The sequence below is a fragment of the Ruegeria sp. B11 genome (assembly GCF_056539785.1).
This window is the reverse complement of sequence record NZ_JBQFVO010000004.1, coordinates 101,046-123,088: the sequence shown is the minus strand read 5'-3', so window position 1 is coordinate 123,088 and position 22,043 is coordinate 101,046. Positions and strand designations below refer to the sequence as shown.

Below are 22,043 nucleotides of genomic sequence, written 5' to 3'. Positions count from 1 at the left end.
TTGCTGCCCCGCAGGCCAACGCTGCAGCTTTGATGGTCGCTGTATCCCGCCGGGACACACCTATTGTGGAGGTGGGCGCACCTGCGGCCCGTTCGAGCGCTGCGTGGCAGGAGGAACCCGTTGCGCCCCTGCTGGGGCGAATAAGTGCACCTCGCGCCTGGATTGCCCCGGTGGTAGCTTCTGCAACGGACGCGGTGAATGCGAGCGCAGCAGACCGGATTTGGTCCCCGCTCCATCCACAACCTGCGCAGATGGTAGGAGTTGCGGAGCCGGTTCATCCTGTTTGCCGGGCGGCGGATGTTCGCGCCCCGGCTGGTTTCTGTGTGAAGAAACCGGTTCGCAATGCCGACCCGGCTTTAAATGCTCGGCTTATCAGGGCTGTGTCCCGATCAAGGCCATTGATTGTGGCTATGGCAAGTGGTGCAAACCAGGGGAACAATGCCTGCCCGAAGGCGGATGTGAGAAACTAACCGAAGGGTCGGAACCTTAGGTTGCCTTGGCCTGCATGGCTTCCTATAAGCGGTCCGATTGTCAGACAGGAGCCCGCCCATGCGTTTCGCCCATCGTCACCTTCTTGGCATCGAGCATCTGTCGCAATCCGATATCACCGCTATCCTTGATCTGGCCGAAACCTATGTCGATCTGAACCGGCAATCGGCTAAGCATTCCGATGTGCTGTCGGGCCTGACTCAAATCAACATGTTCTTTGAAAACTCGACCCGTACGCAGGCGAGTTTCGAAATTGCGGGCAAGCGATTGGGCGCGGATGTGATGAACATGGCGATGCAGGCCAGTTCGATCAAAAAGGGCGAGACGCTGATTGATACAGCAATGACGCTGAACGCAATGCATCCCGATCTGCTGGTGGTACGGCATCCTCATTCTGGCGCGGTGGACCTGCTGGCGCAGAAGGTAAACTGCGCCGTGCTGAACGCAGGTGACGGGCGGCATGAGCACCCGACGCAAGCCCTGCTGGACGCGCTGACCATCCGCCGTGCCAAAGGCCGCCTACACCGGCTGAACATCGCGATTTGCGGAGACGTGGCGCATTCGCGCGTGGCGCGATCGAACCTGATCCTGCTGGGCAAGATGGAAAACCGCATCCGTCTGATCGGCCCGCCGACGCTGGTGCCGTCGCAATTCGCGGAATTCGGGGCCGAGATCTATGATGATATAAATGAGGGTCTGAAAGACGTCGACGTTGTGATGATGCTGCGCCTTCAGAAGGAACGGATGGACGGCGGCTTTATCCCCTCGGAACGCGAATATTATCACCGCTACGGTCTGAACGCTGAAAAGCTGGCGCTGGCCAAGCCAGACGCCATCGTGATGCACCCCGGTCCAATGAACCGCGGGGTCGAGATCGACGGCACTCTGGCCGATGACATCAACCGATCCGTCATTCAGGAACAGGTCGAGATGGGCGTTGCCGTCCGCATGGCCGCCATGGACCTGCTGGCGCGCAACGTGCGAGAAGCCGCATGAACGATCTGATCATCGCCCCCCATGAGCGCGGTGTGATCCGCCTGTTCTCGCTGGACATGCGCCCGGAAGAAGCGAAATTCCTGCGCGAACCGGGGGCTGTTGATCAGGTGTTGGGTGTCGAGGGGCTGGATCCAGAACAGATCGACATTTTTCCGGTATCCGACCTCGAAGATCTCGGGCTTTATGGCTATCTCAGCGAAGGCTGTGGTGTCTCGGAAGACCAGTTGGATCGCGCGAAGTTCGACGCCATTGAAGGCTGGGTGATGGTCCTGCGCAGTGCGGCGCTGGGTGGTCGATCTGCAACCCTTTCCCTCGATCCCCGCCTGCATCTGATTGGCCTGTTCACCGAAGAGGCTACCAACTGGTCCGGCGGCACGATTGAGACCGAAAGCGCAAAACCGTTCTCGGCCGCGCAAAGCCCGCCAGTGGATAATAAACCAAGCCGCATCGGTTCAGCCGTCATTGCCTTGCTGATTCTGATCGCCGTCGGAGGTGCCTTGTGGCTGATCCTGTAACATTCACGCCAGACAAGGGCGCTTATATCCGCACCAACGCATGGCTCGCCGCGTTTGCAATGGCGGCTGCGATGGTCTTGCTTTGGTTGATAGGCAACCCTTACGTCTGGACCGGCGCGCCCGCAGGGTTGGCCGCCATCACCATCCGCGCTTGGTATTTGGCTTCGGAAGAACTGGTCGCCAAGTGGGAAATGACGGGCACCACTCTCACCGGTCCTGGTCCGCGTAAGGTGGCGCTGAACCAAATTCAGGCGGTCAATACCATTGGCAGTTTTGTCCAGATCGTCACCAAAGGCGGCGACAAACACCTTATCAAATACCAGGCGGACCCCGCCGCCACCAAAGCTGCAATCGAAAGGGCCATGGCATGAGCAATCTGATTTTCACTAACGCTCGCCTGATCGACCCCGAAGCTGGCAAAGATAGCATCGGCTGGCTGCAGATTGCCGATGGTCGGATCGCAGCGCTTGGTGAAGGCACGGCCCCAGACGCTGACACGCAGGTGGTCGATTGCGGTGGGCAGTGCCTCGCCCCCGGCATTGTCGACATTGGCGTCAAGGTCTGTGAGCCCGGTGAGCGGCACAAAGAAAGCTATAAATCCGCAGGTCTGGCTGCGGCTGCAGGGGGTGTGACAACCATCGTCACCCGTCCCGATACTCTGCCTGCCGTCGACACACCCGAGACGCTGGAGTTCGCCACCCGCCGCGCGCAAGCGGACGCGCCGGTAAACGTCTTGCCGATGGCCGCCCTGACCAAAGGGCGCGAAGGGCGTGAGATGACCGAGATCGGGTTCCTGCAAGATGCGGGAGCTGTGGCCTTCACCGATTGCGATCATGTCATCACCAATACCAAGGTGTTCTCACGCGCGCTGACCTACGCCAAATCCTGTGGCGCGCTTGTGATTGCCCACCCGCAAGAGCCGGGCCTGAGCAGCGGTGCCGCGGCCACCAGCGGTAAATTCGCCGCACTGCGAGGTTTGCCTGCCGTATCGCCTATGGCCGAGCGTATGGGGTTGGACCGCGACATCGCCCTGCTTGAAATGACCGGGGCCGCCTATCACGCCGATCAGATCACCACGGCCCGCGCCCTACCCGCACTGGAGCGCGCCAAGCGCAACGGGCTGGACATCACAGCAGGCACCTCGATCCACCATCTGACGTTGAACGAATTGGACGTGTCCGATTATCGCACCTTCTTCAAGATCAAGCCCCCGCTGCGATCCGAAGATGACCGGCAAGCCGTGATCGAAGCAGTGCGAACCGGTCTGATCGATACGATCAGCTCGATGCACACGCCGCAGGATGAGGAAAGCAAGCGTCTGCCGTTTGAAGAGGCGGCCTCGGGCGCGGTGGCGCTGGAAACACTGCTGCCTGCTGCGCTTCGGCTATATCATTCCGAACAGCTGGACTTGCCGACCCTGTTCCGCGCCATGGCCCTGAACCCGGCCAAACGGCTGGGGTTGGAGAGCGGTCGCCTGGCCCTAGGCGCGCCTGCCGACTTGGTGCAGTTCGACCCGGATGTTCCCTTTGTTCTGGACCGCTTTACGCTGAAATCGAAATCGCAGAACACACCGTTTGACGGCCAGCGGATGCAGGGTAAGGTCACCGCAACCTATGTCGCTGGACAAGAAGTGTACCGGAGAGCCTGATGCCCCTGATCGACAGCACAATGATTCAGCTCATACTGTGGGCCGCGTTGGGATACCTGCTAGGCTCCATACCCTTTGGCATGATCGTCGCGCGCGTGATGGGTCTGGGAAATCTGCGGCAAATCGGGTCGGGCAATATCGGCGCAACCAACGTCCTGCGAACCGGCAACAAGGCAGCGGCAGCGCTGACATTGCTGTTTGATGCAGCCAAGGGTGCCGTTGCTGTTCTGCTGGCACGCGCTTTGGCTGGTGAAGATGCCGCGCAGATCGCCGCATTGGCCGCGTTCCTCGGGCATTGCTTTCCGGTCTGGCTGGGCTTCAAAGGCGGTAAAGGCGTTGCGACCTTTCTGGGCCTTTGGCTGGCACTTGACTGGCGCGTGGGTGTCGCCTGCTGTTTGACATGGCTGGTCGCGGCGCTGATCTGGCGTATTTCATCCGTTGGTGCGCTGGCCGCCGCCGCCCTATCCACCACCTGGATCATGGTGCTGACAGATGGCAGTACCTTCGTTCTTGGAATTGCTCTGACCTTGCTGCTCTACTGGCGGCACAGCGCCAACCTAGCGCGGATCAAGGCAGGGACAGAGCCGAGAATCGGTAAATCGTGACCGCGCTCAGCGCGTTGCTGAAAGCGTTCCATTATCTGCCTGTCGGCACGTTCACCGGAACGGTTGGCCCACATAGATATGTGGTTTCACATCAAATCATGGCCCGCGGGAAATCTCACAAACTGGTGGCTCACCAATTGGGCGGGCCGGATTACATCAGCCTGAACCTTTATCTCACACAGAAAAGCGGCGCGTTGCTTCGCCCCTGCGAAATGCCTGCGGAAAAGGTGGTAGATTTTGTCCTGGCGCTGGTGCCTGACGTGCAGGAATGAACAACCGGTCTTTGTGACTGCACAATCACAATTGATTGCTTTGAACGTGATCAGGCCATTCCCCAACTGGGATTTTGTGACGGCCAATTACAGGCGTCGCGACAATCAAATCCGGTTCGCCCGGGCAAAATTTCAGTGCTCTTCAGCGAGCCTATTCACGAAAGGTGAAGTCATGAACACGTTCAAATCCATCATCAGCGGAGTCGCGCTGTCTGTTGCGATCGCAAGCTCAGCAATGGCGGCTGGCGTCGAAATCAACGCAAGCTCGACCGGATTGGCAATGCAGGGCTATGACCCGGTTGCCTATTTCACCGTTGGCGAAGCAACCAAGGGTGATTACAAAATCACCACGCTGCACAACGACGCCCTGTACCGTTTTGCATCAGAAGAGAACAAAGCCGCTTTTGAGGCGAACCCAGAGGCCTATCTGCCTGCCTACGGCGGCTACTGCGCATTTGGCACCGCAATGGGCTTCAAGTTCGATGGTGACCCGAACTACTGGAAAATCGTCGACAACAAGCTGTATCTGAACCTGTCACAAGACATTCAGGAGCGTTGGGAAGGCGACATTCCGGGCTTTGTTGAGAAAGCCAGCGCGAACTGGGAAGACATCGCCGACAAAGACCCGGCTGAACTACAGCAATAATTCGCTGACAAGACCTTTGTGCATCGGCGGCAGATCGTATCCGCCGCCGATCTTCGTTTGAAGGCATCATGTTTCACCCTATCTAGCATATGAGAAAAGAGCCCAACCTGAGTGGGCCCACGCCGGGGCACCGGCCTGAATAAATTTGTTCGGGACAGTCAAAACATCACTGATCCGGCCTAAGGGCCGGAACGTAGATTCAATCATAACGCTGCCATTAGATTTGATTGGCAGCAGGTTTCGAGCGAAAGGAATGAGACGATGACAGGAAGATTGGCACTGATCACCACGGTCGCCGTATTGACTGCGGGATCCGCCATGGCGCAATCCTCAGGCAACTGGACTGGATTCTACGGCGGTGCACAGTTTGGCTATGCGGACATCGACACAAACGTATCAGGCGTCGACGGCGATGGTGCGATCGGCGGTATCATCCTTGGATATGATTACGATCTGGGCGATTGGGTCGTCGGAGGTGGCTTCGACTATGACTGGAGCGACGTAGACCTTTCCGGCGCCGCCACGGTCGAGAATGTCTGGCGGCTCAAAGCACGCGCGGGCTACAAGGTGAACCCGCAGGGCCTGCTTTATGGCACCGCCGGTTATGCCGATGCGGATACCGATAATCTGGGCAGTGACGATGGCTGGTTCATCGGCGCAGGCTATGAGCAGATCGTAGCCCCCAATATCAGCGTTGGAGGCGAGATTCTGTATCATGAGTTCGACGACTTCAACTCATCGGGCGTCGATGTTGACGCAACTACAGTTCAACTGCGTGTAGCATATCGGTTTTGATGAGAAAGTAGGGCCCGGCTATTTGCGCCGGGCCCGTGCCGCTAGGGCACCAAGACTGTGCTGCCGGTGGTTTGTCGTGCTTCCAAAGCACGATGCGCATCAGCAACTTGATCCAACGGAAACTCCTGATCGACATGGATCTTGACCTCGCGCCCGTCCACTTTGCCAAACAAGCGTCGCGCCATCGCCTGACAGGTGGCGTGATCCGAGATATGCGTGAACAAGGTTGGCCGCGTCACCTTCAGAGATCCCCGCTGCGCAAGCATTCCCAGATCGACAGGCGGCACTGGCCCCGAAGCGTTTCCGAATGAAATCATCATGCCCAAGGGTTTCAGGCAATCCAGCGATCCCTCAAACGTGTCCGCACCGATGGAGTCCATCACCACATCAACCCCTTTGCCTCCGGTGATCTCGGCCACACGCTCGACAAAATTCTCGGTCCGGTAGTTGATGCAATGTGACGCGCCATTGAACTGCGCCAGGCTGCATTTCTCATCCGTTCCCGCTGTCCCGATCAGTTTGATGCCTTCGGATTTCGCCCATTGGCAGGCGATCAGTCCCACACCTCCGGCAGCCGCGTGGAACAACACGGTATCTCCGCGCCGCAGCGGCGTTGTGCGGTGAAACAGGTATTCAACCGTCATGCCCTTTAGCATCATGGCCGCTGCGGTGCGGAACGAGATACTCTCGGGCAGCGGACAAACCTGTGCTGCAGGCATCACGCGCGCTTCGGAATATGCTCCCGATGGTCCTGCGGCATAGGCCGCGCGTTGGCCGGGAGCAAGATGCGTAACGCCTTCGCCTACCGCCTCAACGACTCCGGCCGCTTCCATTCCCAACGCATGAGGCAACTCCAGCGGATAAAGGCCGGTACGCTGGTACACATCGATGAAATTCAATCCGCAGGCATGATGGCGAATGCGCACCTCACCCGGGCCGGGATCGCCAAGCGGGCGATCCTCAATCCGAAGAACCTCGGGGCCGCCGGATTCGTGTATGACGACTGTGCGTGCTGTCTGCTGCATGAATGCCTCCCTTGCCTGTGGAAACAAAGCTAACACGCCTGTGCGGCAGAGCAATCCTTCCGGCTCTGCAAGGGTGATCGGGCAAAATTTCGCAATATGTGCTATAATGCAACGAGACGTTGTAATTGGGCAGACGTTGCCGGCTGATCCGGTCACGCGAATTGCCACGCCGGATGCATCCCGCGGCGCACCCACGCCAGAAAAGGGGATGAACATGGACAAGACAATCGGTAACCCAATCACCTGGGTCGCCCGAAATCTGCGGGCAACCAGCGATCATGTCACTGAATCCGTGACCGAGATCGGCAGCGCGGATGTTCAGGCTCTGCCGACGGTGCATACGCTGACCCTGCAGGATCTGCGCGAATGCCTGAAAGCTGGATATAACGATTTTCTCGAAACCCGGGCCGATGCGATCTTTGTCGTTCTGATCTATCCAATCGCAGGTCTGCTGATGTTCGGTATTGGGCTCAACAAAGACATGGTGCCCCTGCTGGCCCCGCTTGTCATGGGCTTTGCGCTGATCGGGCCGGTCGCCGCCGTCGGGCTTTATGAGATCAGTCGCAAGAGGGAACAGGGCGGAGACGTTCATTGGCTGGACGCGTTCGGCGTATTCCGTTCGCCTTCCTTCGGAGCCATACTGGCATTGGGCTTCTATCTGGTCATGCTATTGATGATCTGGCTGATGGTCGCGCAAGGCATCTACGCGCAAACCCTAGGGCCAGAACCTCCGGCTTCGGCCATGGCATTCGTGACAGAAGTGTTCACCACCGGAGCAGGCTGGAGCATGATCATCATCGGCACCGCCACCGGTTTCCTGTTTGCACTGGTCGCATTGGCGCTAAGCGTGGTCAGCTTTCCGCTGTTGCTGGATCGCAAAGTGGGCGTTCCCGTGGCCGTCGTAACCTCGGTCCGGGTCTTGCGTCAGAACCCGGGTGTGATCTTGACCTGGGGGGCTATTGTGGCCGCGATGTTGGTACTGGGCGCGATCCCGATGTTGCTGGGGCTGATCGTCGTCATGCCCGTTCTAGGCCACGCCACATGGCACCTGTATCGCCGGGCGGTCGCCTGACTACATGGCAGCAGCTTAACCAGAGACCTTCAGAACGATCTTGCCAATGTGGCCCGATGTTTCCATCCGCGCATGTGCAGCGGCGGCATCAGAAAGATCGAATTCTGAATCCATCACCGGTGCGACCTTCCCGGCCTCAAGCAATGGCCACACAGCTTCACGCAAGTCTTGCGCGATGCGCGCCTTGGCCAAATCGCTTTGTGGGCGCAAGGTGCTGCCAGTCAGGGTGAGGCGTTTCACCATCATCAGCGCAAAGTTCAGTTCGACCACCGGACCTTGCAGGAAAGCGATCTGAACCAGCCGCCCGTCTTCCGCCAAAGCCTTGATGTTGCGCGGGATATAATCACCTCCGACCATGTCCAGGATCAGGTTCGCCCCACCTTCGGCACGCATCGCGGCCACGAAGTCTTCGTCACGATAGTTGATCGCCTTTTCGGCACCTAGCTTGATACAAGCCTCACATTTCTCAGCCGACCCGGCGGTTGCAAAGGCGCGGGCGCCAAACGCATTGGCCAACTGAATGGCCGTCGTGCCGATCCCGCTGGAACCGCCATGGACCAGAAACCGCTCCCCTGGTTTCAAGCCGCCACGGGTGAAGACATTGGACCAAACAGTAAAAAAGGTTTCGGGCAGGCAGGCAGCTTCTTTCAAACCCATACCCGCAGGCACAGGCAGGCAATGAGCGGCGGGCGTTGCGACATATCCAGCATAACCGCCGCCGGGCAACAGGGCGCAAACCCGATCGCCAACGACCAGACCTTCGACACCCGAGCCGATGGCGACGACCTCTCCTGACGCTTCCAGCCCCGGCAAATCGCTTGCACCGGGAGGTGGATCATACGCCCCTGCCCGCTGCAGCGCATCAGGACGGTTCACCCCGGCGTACGCGACTTTCAGAACCACTTGACCCTCTGCCGGTTCCGGCATCGGGCGTTCCGTCAGTTGCAGAACGTCCGGGCCACCAGCTTCAGTGATCTCGACAGCGCGCATTGTCTGGGTCATGGGCATATCTCCTTTGCCCAATGCCTAGCAGGCGAAAACGCAGAGGCCCAGCGGCAAGTGGAAACGCTGCGACTATTTTCCCGATGACAGCGAACCGGGCAGGTTGTCAGGCAACTTCGTCGGAGCCTTCACCTGACCCGCAAGCCAGTTGGGGACGGCCAGAAACGGTTTCAGCAGCGGGTTGCCATTCACCTGCGCCTTGAACTTTTCAAACTGCATTACGCCCTCGATCCGCCGATCCAGGAATTCCCATGTTGCCTGATAATCCGGGCTGTCATCACCCAGCCAATACAACAGTGTCGAAGAATAGACGCCCGACAGAGTGGCACGTTTGGTGTACCAGTTCACGTCGTCCGAAGTATCGCCAAGCGCTATCCAGATCTGGTCACAGGTGCCCCAGACCGCCTTAGCCCCATCCGCGGCATGGATCGGCAACGCGAACAAAGTCATACCTCGGCGCACTGCTTCTTTGTCTTCGACCGCCTGCAGGCGGAAACGGACGGCGGCGGCGATCTTTTCACGGAATTTCAGCCCGCTCAGGTCTTCGGATTTCAACCGCTCCAACATCGCGGCATCCCCGCGCGCATGAAAGGCCAGTGCCAGATCGACGGCACCACGCGGACAGATCGCTCGGGCAAGCGCGGGCTCCAGATCGCAATCGCTGATGGCCGCACGAAAGCTGGTTTCCGACCAGCCGTCGAACGGCACATGGTTCAGAATCGCATCGAGAAGCTGCTCTTTGGTGTCTTCATAGGTTGCTGTCATGTCGGGTCTCCGAGGCTGCGGGTCCAGTACTAGACAAGTTAGGCGTGCTTTGCTATACGGCCACTTCCTGCAATTTCCTTGCAACTCTATCTAGAAAGGTGGTGACAACCACATGCAGGTTAGTGTTCGCGACAATAACGTCGATCAGGCGCTTCGTGCCCTGAAGAAAAAGCTGCAGCGCGAAGGCGTGTTCCGTGAAATGAAGCTGAAGCAACATTTCGAGAAACCGTCCGAGAAAAAAGCGCGCGAGAAAGCTGAAGCGATCCGCCGTGCCCGTAAACTGGCACGCAAGAAAGCACAGCGCGAAGGTTTGCTCTAAGAGCTTCCTGCGACTCGTCCAGCTTTGGATGACACTATTTGACGACCCCCGAGGCCCTGCCCGGGGGTTTGTCGTTTTTAGGGCGGATGATCCCGCCAATTCCCGGCTTTACCCTCGCGGCAACCTGCCGATTTTGATGCAATCGCCGCAGTCGGCATTTTACAGCGCAGCGAATCGCCGTTCGGTTGCATTCTGCCGCCGAAAATCGCCCATCGCCGTACCCGCCCTATTCAGCGTTCTTTGATCGTTTGTAAGTGAGGCCGTCCACTCAGACATAACCAAAAACGGAGGCACTGATGTCGACAGCAAGTACGGTCGAGCGCGAAATGCTCGCGCTGATCAACCAAGAGCGCACATCCCGCGGTCTTGATCCCCTGGAACTTGAACGCAACCTGAACGAATCTTCCGAGGACCACAGCAGCTGGATGCTGGACACCGACCGGTTCAGCCACACCGGTCAGGGTGGTTCATCCGCGACCCAACGGATGCAAGCCGCAGGGTTCGACCTGTCCGGGAGCTGGCGCACCGGAGAAAACATCGCCTGGCAATCCGAGCGTGGCGCACCCGGTATCAGCGATGATGTCGCCCAGTTGCACCAGAACCTGATGAATAGCCCCGGTCACCGCGCCAACATTCTGAACCCCGATTTCAAATATATCGGCATCGGGATCGAAGAAGGCGACATGCAGGGGTACGACGCTGTCATGGTGACGCAGAACTTTGCGGCGACTCAGGGCGATGTCGATCTTGATAACGGCGACACCACCCCGCCGGCGACGCCTCCGGTTGAAGAAGTTGTTGAGCCAGAAGAGGAAGAGGTTACCACCCCGACTGAACCAAAAGTGCCGGAAACCGATGTGACCGAGACTGAGGAACCAGTTGACGAAACACCGGTAGCGGAAGTTCCCGATGCCGGAGAACCGGCAGAGGAGACCCCGGAGGAAGACGTCACCGAAACCGAAGAACCATCGGACGAAACACCCGACACCGATGTGACGGAAACCGAGCAACCGGCAGACGAAACGCCAGAAACTGAGGTTACCGAGACCGAGGACCCGGTTGAGGAGACTCCGGGAACAGACGTGACCGAAACTGAAGAGCCGGAAACGCCTGATACCGATGTGACTGAAGTTGAAGACCCGGAACCCGATGTGCCGGATACTGAAGTCGTCGAGGTCGAGGAACCCGAAACTCCGGAGACCGACGTCACCGAGGTCGAAGAACCCGAGCCAGAAACACCTGAAGTTGTCGTTGACAATGGTGCACCGGGCGCGGACTGCTTTGACGTTCAGGCCTTCCTTGCCGGGATCGAAGCGTTTGTTAATGCGCTGCAAGCCCAATTTGACCAGTTCGAATGGTCTCCGGTGCAGCAGGCTGACACGACCCCGGAGATGGATGATTTCGATCTGGTGTTCGACACCGACTTCGCTGACGACATGATCGAAACCGTTGAAGCCACAGTCGAAGACATGAATGACGACATGTGCGGCGTGTTTGTTTTCGAAACGAACTGCGGATTTGATTGGGGTTAATCAAACCGTTCAGGTGCGGGGATCCTTTTCCCGCACCACTTTCCTGCCAAATCAATATATCTTAGGCACGTGTAGCTCATCCGGCAAAATGCGCCGTTCGTATTCGGGGTTATAGCGCCGATCCGGCAGATTGACCTTTTCCTGCGGCACATCCTCATAGGGGATCTTGGTCAGCAGGTGCTCGATACAATTGAGCCGTTCGCGTTTCTTGTCGTTGCCTTCAACGATATACCAAGGCGCCTCGGATATGTTGGTGCGAAAGAACATATCCTCTTTGGCCTTGGTGTATGCCTCCCACCGGATGCGGGATTCCAGATCCATCGGCGACAGTTTCCACTGCTTCATCGGATCGTGAATACGCATCAGGAATCGCAATTGCTGTTCTTCGTCTGTAATCGAGAACCAGTATTTCAGCAGGATAATCCCCGACCGCACCAGCATCCGTTCGAATTCGGGAACGTCCTGAAAGAACTGTTCGACCTGATCCTCGTTGGCAAATCCCATCACGCGTTCAACACCAGCGCGGTTGTACCAGGACCGATCGAAGAACACGATCTCACCGGCCGCAGGCAAATGGGGCACGTAGCGCTGAAAATACCACTGGCTTTGTTCGCGTCGGCTGGGTGCAGGCAAGGCGACCACACGCGCTACACGAGGGTTCAAACGCTGCGTGATCCGCTTGATCACACCCCCTTTCCCGGCGCTGTCGCGCCCTTCAAATAGAATACAGACCTTGGCCCCTGTATGGACCACCCAATCCTGAACTTTGATAAGTTCAGCCTGCAGCCGCAAAAGGTTGCGAAAATAGACCTTGCGATCCAGCATGTCAGGATGCTGGTCCTTGTAAATCTTGCGCACTTCCATCGAAAGCATGGGTTCGCTGAATTCGATCTCGAAATCTTCGTCCAGCGTGTCTTCCAGTTCAGCTTCCAGCCAATCTTTCGGCGTGCTGTTGTTTTCGTAAGCCAAGGTCTGCTCCTTATCGTTCATCGGGTTCGGACCGTACACGGCCAGTGTAACCACGGAGTGTCAGCGCAAAGTGCCGAGGTCGTACATAAGGTCGGAAACATGGATTTTGGCCCGACCGCACGACAGATACAAGCGGCAGAATTGACGCAAGGCTAACCCCAATAGTTGGTTTCAGACAGGCAAGGCCGTGGTTTTGAACACCGTGCGCAAAGCAAATGAGCTTTGCATCTGCGCCACCCCAGGCAAGCGAGACAGGTATTGCCGATGAATGCGAGCAAAATCCTCGGTATTTTCTGCGACGACCTTTAGAATGTAGTCCGCCGTGCCCGCCATCAAATGGCATTCCAGCACATCCGGAATCCGTGCTACGGCTTTTTCAAACGCCTCCAGCACTTCTTCCGCCTGACCCTGCAACGTGATCTCGACAAACACAGTGGTTGGAACGTTCAACTTCCGTGCATCCAACAGGGCGACGTAGTCCTTGATATAACCCTCAGCCTCAAGTCGCTGCACGCGCCGGTGGCAGGCCGAAGGGGATAGATTCGCCTGTTCGGACAATTCCGAATTTGACATCCGCCCTTTGCGCTGCAGGGCTGCCAGAATCTTCCGATCTGTTGCGTCAATCGTCATTTGCGCACATCCATTGCGTCAAGTTGCCTATACCTCGAATATTTTCCCGCAGATTGTGTGTTTAGCAAGTGGGGTTTCACAAAAATTGCGCCAATTTATGCCCATAATTTAGGCAGTTTATGAATGGAGTCTCACATGAAAATCGGCTGCCCCAAGGAAATCAAACCTCAGGAATTCCGCGTCGGGATGACCCCGAACGCTGCTGGCGAAGCTGTGACCCGCGGTCACGAAGTCATTATCGAAACCGGTGCCGGGATGGGCTCGGGCTTTGATAACGACGCTTATGTAGCGGCAGGTGCCCGCATCGTCGACACTGCAGAAGAAGTGTTCGCCACGGCTGATATGATCGTCAAGGTCAAGGAACCTCAGGCGGTCGAGCGTAAAATGCTGCGCGAAGGTCAGTTGCTGTTCACCTATCTGCACCTGGCACCCGATCCAGACCAGACCCACGATCTGCTGGAATCCGGCTGCACCGCGATTGCCTATGAGACCGTGACTGACTCCAATGGCGGCCTGCCGCTGCTGGCGCCGATGTCCGAGGTTGCCGGTCGCTTGGCTCCACAAGTTGGATCCTGGACTCTGCAGAAGGCCAACGGTGGCCGCGGCGTTCTGATGGGTGGTGTTCCGGGTGTAGGCCCTGCCAAAGTGATCGTCATCGGCGGAGGCGTCGTAGGCACCCACGCAGCGAAGATTGCCGCAGGCATGGGTGCGGATGTGACCGTACTGGACCGTTCGCTGCCGCGTCTCCGCTATCTGGACGATGTGTTCGGCGGAACCTTCAAGAACCAGTATTCAACCGCTGGTGCGACAGCCGAGCTGATCCAGGATGCCGACCTGGTCATCGGTGCGGTTCTGATCCCGGGCGCAGCTGCTCCCAAACTGATCTCGCGCGAACAGCTGTCGACCATGAAGCCCGGCGCGGCTCTGGTAGACGTTGCGATCGATCAGGGCGGCTGTTTTGAAACCTCGAAAGCCACCACCCACGCCGATCCGGTTTACGAAGTTGACGGCATCATGCACTACTGCGTCGCCAACATGCCCGGTGCGGTTGCCCGGACTTCGACCATCGCACTGGGCAACGCAACCATGCCGTTCATGCTTTCGCTGGCAAGCAAGGGCTGGAAGCAGGCCTGTAAGGACGACGCACACCTGCTGGCAGGTTTGAACGTCCACGCCGGCAAGCTGACTTACGAAGCGGTGGGCACCGCCCTTAACATCGACTCTGTCGATCCAACAACTCTGTTGAACTAAGAGCGCTCCCGCCTCTGAAAGCGTCCTTTTCCAAAGGACGCTTTACAGACTTGGGCCTAGCGCCGCGCCAATAGCGCGGCGCTGTTTTTTCTGGACCAAGGTACGCGCAAAAAAGCACCGCGCCTTAGCGCGGTGCCCGGCCCAACCAGAGGATGGCATTTCAATGCCCGATCGACGGGCGGGAGGCTTACGCCTCTTTGTGAATCTCCACAGAATGCGGATACGGGATGGATACGCCTTTGGCGTCAAACGCTTCTTTGATCGCTTTGGTAAGTTCAAACTTCACATCCCAATAGTCAGCCGCTGCGCACCACAGGCGCGCGGTCAGATCAACCGAACTATCCCCAAGATTTGTCACCCGCACCCAGGGCTCAGGATCAGCCATGATACGATCGTCAGCTTTGGCCACATCCAGGATGATGTTCATAGCCTCATCCGCGCTATCGCCGTAGTCGATGCCAAACACCAGATCGACCCGGCGGGTGTCATGGGCGGAATAGTTGGTGATCACCGAACCCCAAGCCTGACCGTTTGGCACGATGATCTGCACGTTGTCCGGCGTCACCAGCTCGGTCGTGAACAGGTTCAGGTCTTTCACAGTACCCGCTGTGCCACCAATATCGACATATTGGCCCAGCTTATAGGGCCGGAACACCACCAGCATCACGCCCGCGGCCAGATCGCTGAGTGTTCCCTGCAGCGCCAAACCGATGGCCAGGGATGCGGCACCCAGAATGGCCACGATGCTGGTCGCCTCGATTCCGAAAATGCCCAGAACGGCGACAAAGACAATCGCCAGCAGCACCCATTTCACGAGGCTCGCAACGAAATTCCCCAAAGTCGGGTCGATATGTGGCGTGGCGTTGATCCGCCGCCGCACCAGACCGCTAATGGCTCCGGCAACGATCCAACCCAATACCAGAACGATCAACGCTTTGATCGCGCTCATGATCAGCGGACCAAATGCGCCCACCTGTGTTACGACATCTTCCACACGCTTCTCCTTTGCGCCAACAGCAAACCCGCGCCTTTTGGCGCGGGATCGCTGAAAAGTCTGGGCTAATTTTGCGCGCAGGTCTAGGTGCGGGATTTCCGAGTTTTCCCCCCTGCTGTTCCCCAGCAAACATCGACTGACCGATCACGCACAGAATTGGACCTTACAAAAGCGCCACAAATTACCAGATTGACCGAGACAGGCGCGATAAAAGGAGCCCATCATGCTGGACACACTCCAATTCCCGATCATGAATAAATGGTCCCCACAGTTCCCCGAGCGGATTCAGCTTTATTCCTTCCCCACACCCAACGGGGTAAAGGCGTCGATCATGCTGGAAGAAACCGGCCTGCCTTATGAGGCACATCGTGTCACACTGGCCGATGCAGATGTCAAAAGCCCGGAGTTTCTTTCGCTGAACCCGAACAACAAGATCCCGGCGATCATTGATCCCAACGGGCCCGACGATGCTCCGTTGGCTTTGTTCGAAAGCGGTGCAATCCTTCTGTACCTCGCTGAAAAGAGCGGTAAGCTGCTGGGTCAGAACAAAGGCGACAAGCACCGGGTCACCCAATGGGTTATGTTTCAGATGGGCGGTATCGGACCAATGTTTGGCCAGCTTGGGTATTTCCACAAATTCGCAGGGGCTGAAATCGAAGACCCCCGCCCGCGCGAACGCTACGTGTCCGAGGCCAAACGCCTGCTGAACGTTCTCGACCGGCAACTGGACGGCCAAGATTGGATCGCCGGAGAATTCTCGATCGCGGATATCGCAATCGCGCCCTGGCTGCGCGGTTTAGATTATTACGGCGTCAAGGATGTCATAGGCTGGGAAAGCTATGGCAACGTTACGCGCTATCTGGATAGGTTCCTGGATCGACCCGCAGTGCAAAGAGGACTGAACATCCCCTCACGGGATTGATACACAAGGCCTGTGCGGCGGGATCCAAGTCCGCCGCCACGGGCCATCGGGTTACCCAGGCAGCGCGCCTGTTAGAACGTAGCGCAAGATCTCAACAACTTGCGCGGGTTCTTCAGCGACGGCGAGGGCTGCTGCATCTACTTCTTTCAGCGCGTGCTGATGATCAGCCCCGTGCAGAACAATGATCGACTTGCCCAGTGCTGCCGCATAGCCCGCGTCAAATGCCGCGTTCCACTGCTTGTATTTGTCCCCAAAGCGTACAACCACAACATCCGCGTCTGATATGCCCTTGCGGGTCCGGATCGCGTTGACCATGGCACCCTTGTGATCGTGCCAGTACTTGTTCGGCTCGGCCCCCAAGATCGTGACACCGCAATCGTCCGAAGCACCGTGATCGGTGACCGGGCTACTGAACTCAACATCCAACCCATCGGCGCCCGCAATGATCTGCTCGCGCCAATCCGTGTGAATCTCACCGGACAAATAGACCTTCAGCATTTTTCTCTCCTCCCGTGAAAAAGGGGCGCAATGGCCCCTTTATCATTTCAAAAATACTCCCGCCGGAGGCGAAAACCAACTCATCCCCGCAAGACGCCGCCAGTGGCTTTCATCACTTTTTCGACAATCTTGGTGCTGACCGCCTCGATATCCTTTTCCTTCAGGGTCGCGTCCGACGGCTGGAGCCTTACGGTAATGGCCAGAGACTTCTTGCCCTCGCCGACGCTACCGCCAATGAATTCGTCAAAGACGCGCACGTCCTCGATCAGAGCCTTATCAGCACCCGCTGCCGCATTGACCAACGTCAGAGCTTCGATATCCGCATTTACAACAAAGGCGAAATCGCGCTCGACCGCCTGCAGGTCGCGCAATTCCAAGGCAGAACGGGTCGCACCGGATTTACGTGGCATCGGCACCTGATCCGGCCAGATGGTGAACGCCATTGCCGGACCCTTGATATCCAACGCCTGCAACACGCGCGGATGCAATTCACCAAAAACGCCCAGAACCTTTTTGGGGCCCAGACAAATCTTGCCGTGCCGACCCGGGTGCCACCAGGCATCGCCGCCACGAAGGATCTGAACCTTGGCAGGCGCACCAATGGCGGCAAGCACCGCCTCTGCGTCGGCTTTGGCATCAAACAGGTCAACGGGACGGGAAGCACCATGCACGTCCTTGGGACCGCTACGCCCAACCAACAGGCCGGTAATCTGTGTCTGTTGATCCCCCGGCTCACCATCGTGGAACACTGGCCCGACCTCGAACAAGGCCAGATCGGCATAACCCCGCGCCTGATTGCGCGCCGCCGCTTGCAGCAGACCAGGCAGCAGATCAGGGCGCATATGGCTCATCTCGGACGAGATCGGGTTTTCCAACATGGTTGCTGCGTCACCGCCCCCGAACAAGGCTGCCGAGGCCTGATCGATGAAGGTATAAGACACACATTCATTGTACCCCAGCGCTGCACAGGTCCGGCGCGCCATCGACTGGCGACGCTGCGTGGGTGTCATGACCGGTTTGGGGATACCTGCTGTCGCACGCGGCAGCGGAATACCCTGCAACTTGGTCAGAGAAGCGATCCGCGCAACCTCTTCCACCAGATCGGCCTCCCCCATGATATCGGGTCGCCAGCTGGGCACATGCGCCATCTCGCCATCCAGACGAAAGCCCAAACGGGTCAGTGTCTGCCGCTGCTCGCTTTCCGGAATCTCCATCCCGACCAAGGACTGCACGCGCGCCGCGTCCAGTTTGTAGGCCCGCGCGTGGTTCGGCGCTTTGCCCGCCTCGACCACATTCGAGGCTTCACCGCCGCAGATATCCAAGATCATCTGCGTCGCATGCTCCAACCCTTCGCGCGTGTATTCCGGGTCGACGCCGCGCTCGAATCGATACCGCGCGTCCGAGTTTATCTTCAGCGCCCGACCTGTGAGGGCGATCTGTACATGATCCCAGAACGCGCTTTCAAGGAAGACGTTCACAGTCTCCTCGGTACAACCGGTTTCCTCGCCGCCCATGATACCCGCGATAGATTCCGGGCCTTTGTCGTCCGAAATCACCATCATGCCAGGCTGAAGGGAGTATTCTTTTTCATCAAGCGCGACCAGCTTTTCACCACCCTTGGCGCGATGCACCCGCAAATTGCCCTGCACCTTGTCCGCGTCGAACACGTGCAGCGGACGGTTGTGGTCGAAGGTCATATAATTGGTGATATCCACCAGAGCCGAGATCGGACGCAGACCAATCGCTTTCAGTTGATCCTGCAGCCACTGAGGGCTCGGGCCGTTCTTTACGCCACGGATCAGACGCCCGGTGAAATGCGGCGCGCCGTCCAGCGTATCCTCGTCGATCGACACTTTGATCGGGCTTTCAAAGTCCCCCGGCACGGGGACATAGTCACGCACCTTCAGCGTGCCCAATCCACGTGCAGCCAGATCTCGCGCAATACCCGCAACACCCAGCGCATCCGGGCGGTTCGGCGTAATCGCGATCTCGATCATCGGATCAACTTTTGATGGGTCGTTCTCGGCCAGCCAGTCGACAAACTTGTCACCGACCTCGCCCGAGGGCAGCTCGATAATCCCGTCATGTTCATCCGACAGCTCAAGCTCGCGCTCGGACGCCATCATGCCAAAGCTCTCGACGCCACGGATCTTGCCGACGCTGATGGTAATATCCAGGCCGGGAATATACATACCCGGTTTACAAACCACCACGGTGATGCCTTCGCGCGCATTGGGCGCGCCACAAATGATCTGCAGATCGCCCTCGTCGGTTTCAACCGTGCAGACGCGCAGCTTATCGGCGTCCGGGTGCTTCTCGGCATGTTTCACATGGCCCAGCGTAAAGCCCGCCAGACGGTCCGCCGGGTTGACGATCTCTTCGACCTCAAGCCCGAGATCGGTCAGTGCTTCGGCGATCTCATCAACCGACGCATCCGTATCGAGGTGGTCTTTCAGCCAGGACAGAGTGAATTTCATTGCAGCGGGCCTTTTTCGGCAAACATTCAGTCGGCACAGGCAATGGCAAAGATTGCGCCAAGGTGCAAGCGCTGCGGCTCACGGATAGGTGGGGGTGCGACCCAAAAGCTCGTCCAGCTGCCAGCCGATCCAGCCGTGGGGAATAAAGTGCCCGCCGGGATGGGTGTCCAGCGTCACCTGCCCTTGCGCGCAATCGGTCCACTCCAATCGGCTGAGCGTCAGGAAGGGCTTCACGCTCCAATCCCCTCGCGGGGTCGCGCCGTTGCAGTTGAACTTGGCCTTCCACAGCGCCACCGGATAGGTCGTGTCGCCATCCGGCCCAAAGGGAAAATCCATCACCGTATCGTCCAGCCCATGAACATGACGCACCTCGCGCGGGGCTTCCGGGCAGTCCTCGGTCTGGCGGATCGAGCCCGCTACCGCCAGCAGAGCGGCGATGTCGTTTCCCGACTGGCAGACATAGCGCCACGCCATTGCGCCGCCATAAGAATAGCCCGAGACATAGATACGCTCAGGATCAATGGGATAGCGTTTGGCGACGTCCTCAAGCACGCGATCTGCGAACGGCACGTCTGCGGTATCAGCAGTCCAGAAGTTCCAACTTTTGCCCAGCCCATTCGGAGCCACCAACAGCACATCGCGCAGCTTGGTTGCCCCGGCGATGCGCTCATGGTTCACCACCACATCGCCCTGCCGCGCCCAGCCGTGGAAATGCAGCAGCACCGGCAGAGGCGTTTCGCCATCCCAGCCATCGGGTTCCAGCACATGGTACGAACGGTCGCCGACCTCGCAGGCGGTATCGCCGTGACAATCAGATTTCCACGGCCCCATCGCAAAGGCCGGGGTTGCGGTCAGCAGAAGAAAAAGCAGTCGATAGATCATAGGCCGGAGCCTAGCGACGTCTGCCGCGCTGTCACATAACATATTGGTGTAGGGTGGGGTTTAACCGCACCAACCGCCCCACGGTGGGGTGAAACGCCACCCTACAACGGATCAAATCACAAAGCCGCGCTATCGCCCGACCGCGGGGTGGCGATCCACGGGCTGTGGTGGGCACTTTATGCCGGCCAAATCCGCGAAGCTTTCAAACGGAGCACTAACAGAGACAAATCGCCAGTCCGAGCAGGCGGTCTGTCGATGGTGCAGCAGCCTATCGGCCTTTGCTCCGCGCGAGCTATTTCGACTGCCTTTTCGCGAATTCATCAATGAACTTCTTAGACATGGCCTTTTGATCTTCCACCTCTTTCCGTGGATTCAGTTTCTTCAGGAACCCTTTGCGGGTCGCCAAAAGAGCCACCCACATTCCCGGAAACATAGCGATAAGCACAACCAGAAAAACCCAAAGAAAGGACGACCCGAACAAACGTTCTACCAAAAAACGTAGAACGTTTGCAGCAACAACTAATCCGACCAGCCATAGAAAGGGAGCATCGGTCACGCGGCGGCGCCACCAATCGACGTATCGAGCCAGACACACGCCCAGCGGGTACACCTACCTACTCAAACCACCATGCAGGTTCGGCATATCCAGCGCTGCAAAGCCGTAGTGCCGCAGCCAGCGCAGGTCGCTATCAAAGAACGCCCGCAGATCAGGAATGCCATATTTCAGCATCGCCAGACGGTCGATCCCAATCCCGAACGCAAAGCCCTGATAAACCTCGGGGTCGATGCCACCGGCGGCGATCACCTTGGGATGGACCATGCCGGAACCCAGAATCTCCATCCAGTCGTCGCCCTCGCCGATCTTCAGCTGACCATTGTCCCAGGAACAGCGGATATCGACCTCGGCCGATGGTTCGGTGAAGGGGAAGTGCGAGGCGCGGAAGCGCAGCTCGACGTCGTCGACCTCGAAGAACGCTTTCACGAACTCTTCCAGAACCCATTTCAGGTTCGCCATCGAGATATCCTTGTCGATGGCCAGCCCCTCGACCTGATGGAACATCGGCGTGTGAGTCTGGTCATAGTCGGCGCGGTAGACACCGCCCGGGCAGATCACGCGGATCGGCGCGCCCTGCAGTTCCATCGAGCGGATCTGCACTGGCGAGGTATGCGTGCGCAGCACATGCGGCGGGCGATTGTCGCCCTCGGCGCGGTGCATGTAGAATGTGTCCATCTCGGCCCGCGCAGGGTGGTGGCCGGGGATGTTCAGGGCGTCGAAGTTGTGCCAGTCGGTCTCGATCCGCGGCCCTTCGGCCACCGAGAAACCCAGTTCGGCAAAGATCGCGGTCAGTTCCTCGGTCGCTTGGCTGACCGGGTGGATCGAACCCTGACGGCGCGCGCGGGTCGGCAGGGTGACATCCAGCCATTCGGTGCGCAGACGCTCATCTAGCGCGGCATCGGCAAGCGCTGCTTTCTTGGCCGACAGGGCCGAGTTGATCTCATCCTTCAAGGCATTAAGCGCAGGGCCTGCGACCTGACGCTCTTCGGGGGTCATTTTGCCCAGTTCGCGCATCTTCAGCGCGACCTCGCCCTTTTTGCCCACGGCAGCGACGCGGATCGCCTCAAGCGCGTTTTCATCGCCAGCTTCGGCGATTTGGCCCAGATATTTTGCCTTAAGATCGTCCATGACGCCCTCTGAATTTGGTCGCCAACCTGCTATCGGCCCCGCCCCGCGAATGCAA

General features: G+C 58.3%; 24 protein-coding genes. 13 read left to right on the top strand and 11 right to left on the bottom strand.

Annotated features, from left to right (window positions below; translation table 11 throughout):
• Nucleotides 1-549: 549 nt before the first annotated feature.
• From ACR0I1_RS15030 to ACR0I1_RS14995, 8 genes are all read left to right on the top strand, one after another.
• Nucleotides 550-1,485 (top strand): aspartate carbamoyltransferase catalytic subunit, encoded by a 936-nt coding sequence (locus ACR0I1_RS15030; RefSeq protein WP_170566212.1) that lies wholly within the window; start codon nucleotides 550-552, stop codon nucleotides 1,483-1,485.
• Nucleotides 1,482-2,000: a hypothetical protein gene (locus tag ACR0I1_RS15025; protein WP_170626197.1), complete on the top strand. Its 519-nt coding sequence runs from the start codon at nucleotides 1,482-1,484 to the stop codon at nucleotides 1,998-2,000. The genes ACR0I1_RS15030 and ACR0I1_RS15025 overlap by 4 nt, the downstream gene beginning before the upstream one ends.
• Nucleotides 1,985-2,371 carry a hypothetical protein gene (locus ACR0I1_RS15020; RefSeq protein ID WP_170597242.1) on the top strand — a complete coding sequence of 129 codons (387 nt, stop codon included), beginning with the start codon at nucleotides 1,985-1,987 and terminating at the stop codon, nucleotides 2,369-2,371. Before ACR0I1_RS15025 ends, ACR0I1_RS15020 begins: the two co-directional genes overlap by 16 nt.
• Entirely contained in the window at nucleotides 2,368-3,648 is a 1,281-nt protein-coding gene (gene pyrC, locus ACR0I1_RS15015; RefSeq protein WP_480707075.1) for a dihydroorotase, read from the top strand. The genes ACR0I1_RS15020 and pyrC overlap by 4 nt, the downstream gene beginning before the upstream one ends.
• On the top strand, nucleotides 3,648-4,253 hold the full coding sequence (gene plsY / locus ACR0I1_RS15010) for a glycerol-3-phosphate 1-O-acyltransferase PlsY (RefSeq protein ID WP_170612814.1): 606 nt from the start codon (nucleotides 3,648-3,650) through the stop codon (nucleotides 4,251-4,253). Before pyrC ends, plsY begins: the two co-directional genes overlap by 1 nt.
• Nucleotides 4,250-4,525, top strand: coding sequence for a hypothetical protein (locus ACR0I1_RS15005; protein ID WP_170636683.1), 276 nt, complete (start codon nucleotides 4,250-4,252; stop codon nucleotides 4,523-4,525). Before plsY ends, ACR0I1_RS15005 begins: the two co-directional genes overlap by 4 nt.
• Before the next feature lie 172 nt (nucleotides 4,526-4,697).
• Complete coding sequence (locus ACR0I1_RS15000) at nucleotides 4,698-5,171, top strand: YHS domain-containing (seleno)protein (RefSeq protein WP_170395661.1); 474 nt, start codon at nucleotides 4,698-4,700, stop codon at nucleotides 5,169-5,171.
• 261 nt (nucleotides 5,172-5,432) lie between these two features.
• The gene (locus ACR0I1_RS14995) at nucleotides 5,433-5,966 is read left to right on the top strand and encodes an outer membrane protein (protein ID WP_480707073.1); all 534 of its coding nucleotides are present in this window, start codon (nucleotides 5,433-5,435) and stop codon (nucleotides 5,964-5,966) included.
• Nucleotides 5,967-6,007: 41 nt separating this feature from the next.
• Here ACR0I1_RS14995 and ACR0I1_RS14990 read toward each other — a convergent pair whose 3' ends face one another.
• Entirely contained in the window at nucleotides 6,008-6,991 is a 984-nt protein-coding gene (locus ACR0I1_RS14990; RefSeq protein WP_170423639.1) for a quinone oxidoreductase family protein, read from the bottom strand.
• A 214-nt stretch (nucleotides 6,992-7,205) separates the two neighbouring features.
• Here ACR0I1_RS14990 and ACR0I1_RS14985 point away from each other — a divergent pair, with 214 nt between their 5' ends.
• Nucleotides 7,206-8,063: a DUF2189 domain-containing protein gene (locus tag ACR0I1_RS14985; protein ID WP_170408392.1), complete on the top strand. Its 858-nt coding sequence runs from the start codon at nucleotides 7,206-7,208 to the stop codon at nucleotides 8,061-8,063.
• A gap of 15 nt (nucleotides 8,064-8,078) precedes the next feature.
• Here ACR0I1_RS14985 and ACR0I1_RS14980 read toward each other — a convergent pair whose 3' ends face one another.
• Nucleotides 8,079-9,065 carry an NAD(P)H-quinone oxidoreductase gene (locus tag ACR0I1_RS14980; RefSeq protein ID WP_480707072.1) on the bottom strand — a complete coding sequence of 329 codons (987 nt, stop codon included), beginning with the start codon at nucleotides 9,063-9,065 and terminating at the stop codon, nucleotides 8,079-8,081.
• Between the two features lie 72 nt (nucleotides 9,066-9,137).
• Nucleotides 9,138-9,830, bottom strand: a complete 693-nt coding sequence (locus ACR0I1_RS14975) for a COQ9 family protein (RefSeq protein ID WP_170636679.1) — start codon at nucleotides 9,828-9,830, stop codon at nucleotides 9,138-9,140.
• A 112-nt stretch (nucleotides 9,831-9,942) separates the two neighbouring features.
• On the opposite strand from ACR0I1_RS14975, the gene rpsU reads away from it, so the two are divergent.
• Both rpsU and ACR0I1_RS14965 read left to right on the top strand, forming a co-directional pair.
• A complete protein-coding gene (gene rpsU / locus ACR0I1_RS14970) occupies nucleotides 9,943-10,149 on the top strand; it encodes a 30S ribosomal protein S21 (protein ID WP_005614280.1) in 207 nt (68 codons plus the stop codon).
• Nucleotides 10,150-10,445: 296 nt separating this feature from the next.
• Nucleotides 10,446-11,681 carry a CAP domain-containing protein gene (locus tag ACR0I1_RS14965; RefSeq protein ID WP_480707071.1) on the top strand — a complete coding sequence of 412 codons (1,236 nt, stop codon included), beginning with the start codon at nucleotides 10,446-10,448 and terminating at the stop codon, nucleotides 11,679-11,681.
• Nucleotides 11,682-11,732: 51 nt separating this feature from the next.
• Here ACR0I1_RS14965 and ppk2 read toward each other — a convergent pair whose 3' ends face one another.
• Nucleotides 11,733-12,671, bottom strand: a complete 939-nt coding sequence (ppk2, locus tag ACR0I1_RS14960) for a polyphosphate kinase 2 (RefSeq protein ID WP_170395648.1) — start codon at nucleotides 12,669-12,671, stop codon at nucleotides 11,733-11,735.
• Nucleotides 12,672-12,821: 150 nt separating this feature from the next.
• Entirely contained in the window at nucleotides 12,822-13,280 is a 459-nt protein-coding gene (locus ACR0I1_RS14955) for an Lrp/AsnC family transcriptional regulator (protein WP_170395646.1), read from the bottom strand.
• Nucleotides 13,281-13,415: 135 nt separating this feature from the next.
• On the opposite strand from ACR0I1_RS14955, the gene ald reads away from it, so the two are divergent.
• Nucleotides 13,416-14,531: an alanine dehydrogenase gene (ald, locus tag ACR0I1_RS14950; protein WP_480707070.1), complete on the top strand. Its 1,116-nt coding sequence runs from the start codon at nucleotides 13,416-13,418 to the stop codon at nucleotides 14,529-14,531.
• A gap of 187 nt (nucleotides 14,532-14,718) precedes the next feature.
• Here the strand turns inward: ald and ACR0I1_RS14945 are convergent, their stop codons facing one another.
• On the bottom strand, nucleotides 14,719-15,525 hold the full coding sequence (locus ACR0I1_RS14945; protein ID WP_170423629.1) for a mechanosensitive ion channel family protein: 807 nt from the start codon (nucleotides 15,523-15,525) through the stop codon (nucleotides 14,719-14,721).
• A gap of 223 nt (nucleotides 15,526-15,748) precedes the next feature.
• On the opposite strand from ACR0I1_RS14945, the gene ACR0I1_RS14940 reads away from it, so the two are divergent.
• The gene (locus ACR0I1_RS14940) at nucleotides 15,749-16,447 is read left to right on the top strand and encodes a glutathione S-transferase family protein (RefSeq protein WP_480707069.1); all 699 of its coding nucleotides are present in this window, start codon (nucleotides 15,749-15,751) and stop codon (nucleotides 16,445-16,447) included.
• A gap of 51 nt (nucleotides 16,448-16,498) precedes the next feature.
• Here ACR0I1_RS14940 and ACR0I1_RS14935 read toward each other — a convergent pair whose 3' ends face one another.
• From ACR0I1_RS14935 to pheS, 5 genes are all read right to left on the bottom strand, one after another.
• Nucleotides 16,499-16,945: a YtoQ family protein gene (locus ACR0I1_RS14935; protein ID WP_170423625.1), complete on the bottom strand. Its 447-nt coding sequence runs from the start codon at nucleotides 16,943-16,945 to the stop codon at nucleotides 16,499-16,501.
• Between the two features lie 80 nt (nucleotides 16,946-17,025).
• Nucleotides 17,026-19,422 (bottom strand): phenylalanine--tRNA ligase subunit beta, encoded by a 2,397-nt coding sequence (pheT, locus tag ACR0I1_RS14930; RefSeq protein ID WP_480707068.1) that lies wholly within the window; start codon nucleotides 19,420-19,422, stop codon nucleotides 17,026-17,028.
• A 78-nt stretch (nucleotides 19,423-19,500) separates the two neighbouring features.
• On the bottom strand, nucleotides 19,501-20,304 hold the full coding sequence (locus ACR0I1_RS14925; RefSeq protein ID WP_480707067.1) for a CE1 family esterase: 804 nt from the start codon (nucleotides 20,302-20,304) through the stop codon (nucleotides 19,501-19,503).
• Between the two features lie 292 nt (nucleotides 20,305-20,596).
• Entirely contained in the window at nucleotides 20,597-20,860 is a 264-nt protein-coding gene (locus ACR0I1_RS14920; RefSeq protein ID WP_480707066.1) for a hypothetical protein, read from the bottom strand.
• 54 nt (nucleotides 20,861-20,914) lie between these two features.
• On the bottom strand, nucleotides 20,915-21,988 hold the full coding sequence (gene pheS, locus ACR0I1_RS14915; protein WP_010443591.1) for a phenylalanine--tRNA ligase subunit alpha: 1,074 nt from the start codon (nucleotides 21,986-21,988) through the stop codon (nucleotides 20,915-20,917).
• Between the last annotated feature and the right edge of the window lie 55 nt (nucleotides 21,989-22,043).

Coding starts and splice junctions, on each gene's coding strand:
- ACR0I1_RS14935 (WP_170423625.1), bottom strand. CDS start 16,945: ATGCTGAAGGTCTATTTGTCCGGTGAGATTCACACGGATTGGCGCGAG.
- ACR0I1_RS14965 (WP_480707071.1), top strand. CDS start 10,446: ATGTCGACAGCAAGTACGGTCGAGCGCGAAATGCTCGCGCTGATCAAC.
- ACR0I1_RS14975 (WP_170636679.1), bottom strand. CDS start 9,830: ATGACAGCAACCTATGAAGACACCAAAGAGCAGCTTCTCGATGCGATT.
- pyrC (WP_480707075.1), top strand. CDS start 2,368: ATGAGCAATCTGATTTTCACTAACGCTCGCCTGATCGACCCCGAAGCT.
- rpsU (WP_005614280.1), top strand. CDS start 9,943: ATGCAGGTTAGTGTTCGCGACAATAACGTCGATCAGGCGCTTCGTGCC.
- pheT (WP_480707068.1), bottom strand. CDS start 19,422: ATGAAATTCACTCTGTCCTGGCTGAAAGACCACCTCGATACGGATGCG.
- ACR0I1_RS15025 (WP_170626197.1), top strand. CDS start 1,482: ATGAACGATCTGATCATCGCCCCCCATGAGCGCGGTGTGATCCGCCTG.
- ACR0I1_RS15030 (WP_170566212.1), top strand. CDS start 550: ATGCGTTTCGCCCATCGTCACCTTCTTGGCATCGAGCATCTGTCGCAA.
- ACR0I1_RS14980 (WP_480707072.1), bottom strand. CDS start 9,065: ATGACCCAGACAATGCGCGCTGTCGAGATCACTGAAGCTGGTGGCCCG.
- ACR0I1_RS14990 (WP_170423639.1), bottom strand. CDS start 6,991: ATGCAGCAGACAGCACGCACAGTCGTCATACACGAATCCGGCGGCCCC.
- ACR0I1_RS14985 (WP_170408392.1), top strand. CDS start 7,206: ATGGACAAGACAATCGGTAACCCAATCACCTGGGTCGCCCGAAATCTG.
- ald (WP_480707070.1), top strand. CDS start 13,416: ATGAAAATCGGCTGCCCCAAGGAAATCAAACCTCAGGAATTCCGCGTC.
- ACR0I1_RS14940 (WP_480707069.1), top strand. CDS start 15,749: ATGCTGGACACACTCCAATTCCCGATCATGAATAAATGGTCCCCACAG.
- pheS (WP_010443591.1), bottom strand. CDS start 21,988: ATGGACGATCTTAAGGCAAAATATCTGGGCCAAATCGCCGAAGCTGGC.
- ppk2 (WP_170395648.1), bottom strand. CDS start 12,671: ATGAACGATAAGGAGCAGACCTTGGCTTACGAAAACAACAGCACGCCG.
- ACR0I1_RS14955 (WP_170395646.1), bottom strand. CDS start 13,280: ATGACGATTGACGCAACAGATCGGAAGATTCTGGCAGCCCTGCAGCGC.
- ACR0I1_RS14925 (WP_480707067.1), bottom strand. CDS start 20,304: ATGATCTATCGACTGCTTTTTCTTCTGCTGACCGCAACCCCGGCCTTT.
- ACR0I1_RS14995 (WP_480707073.1), top strand. CDS start 5,433: ATGACAGGAAGATTGGCACTGATCACCACGGTCGCCGTATTGACTGCG.
- ACR0I1_RS15000 (WP_170395661.1), top strand. CDS start 4,698: ATGAACACGTTCAAATCCATCATCAGCGGAGTCGCGCTGTCTGTTGCG.
- plsY (WP_170612814.1), top strand. CDS start 3,648: ATGCCCCTGATCGACAGCACAATGATTCAGCTCATACTGTGGGCCGCG.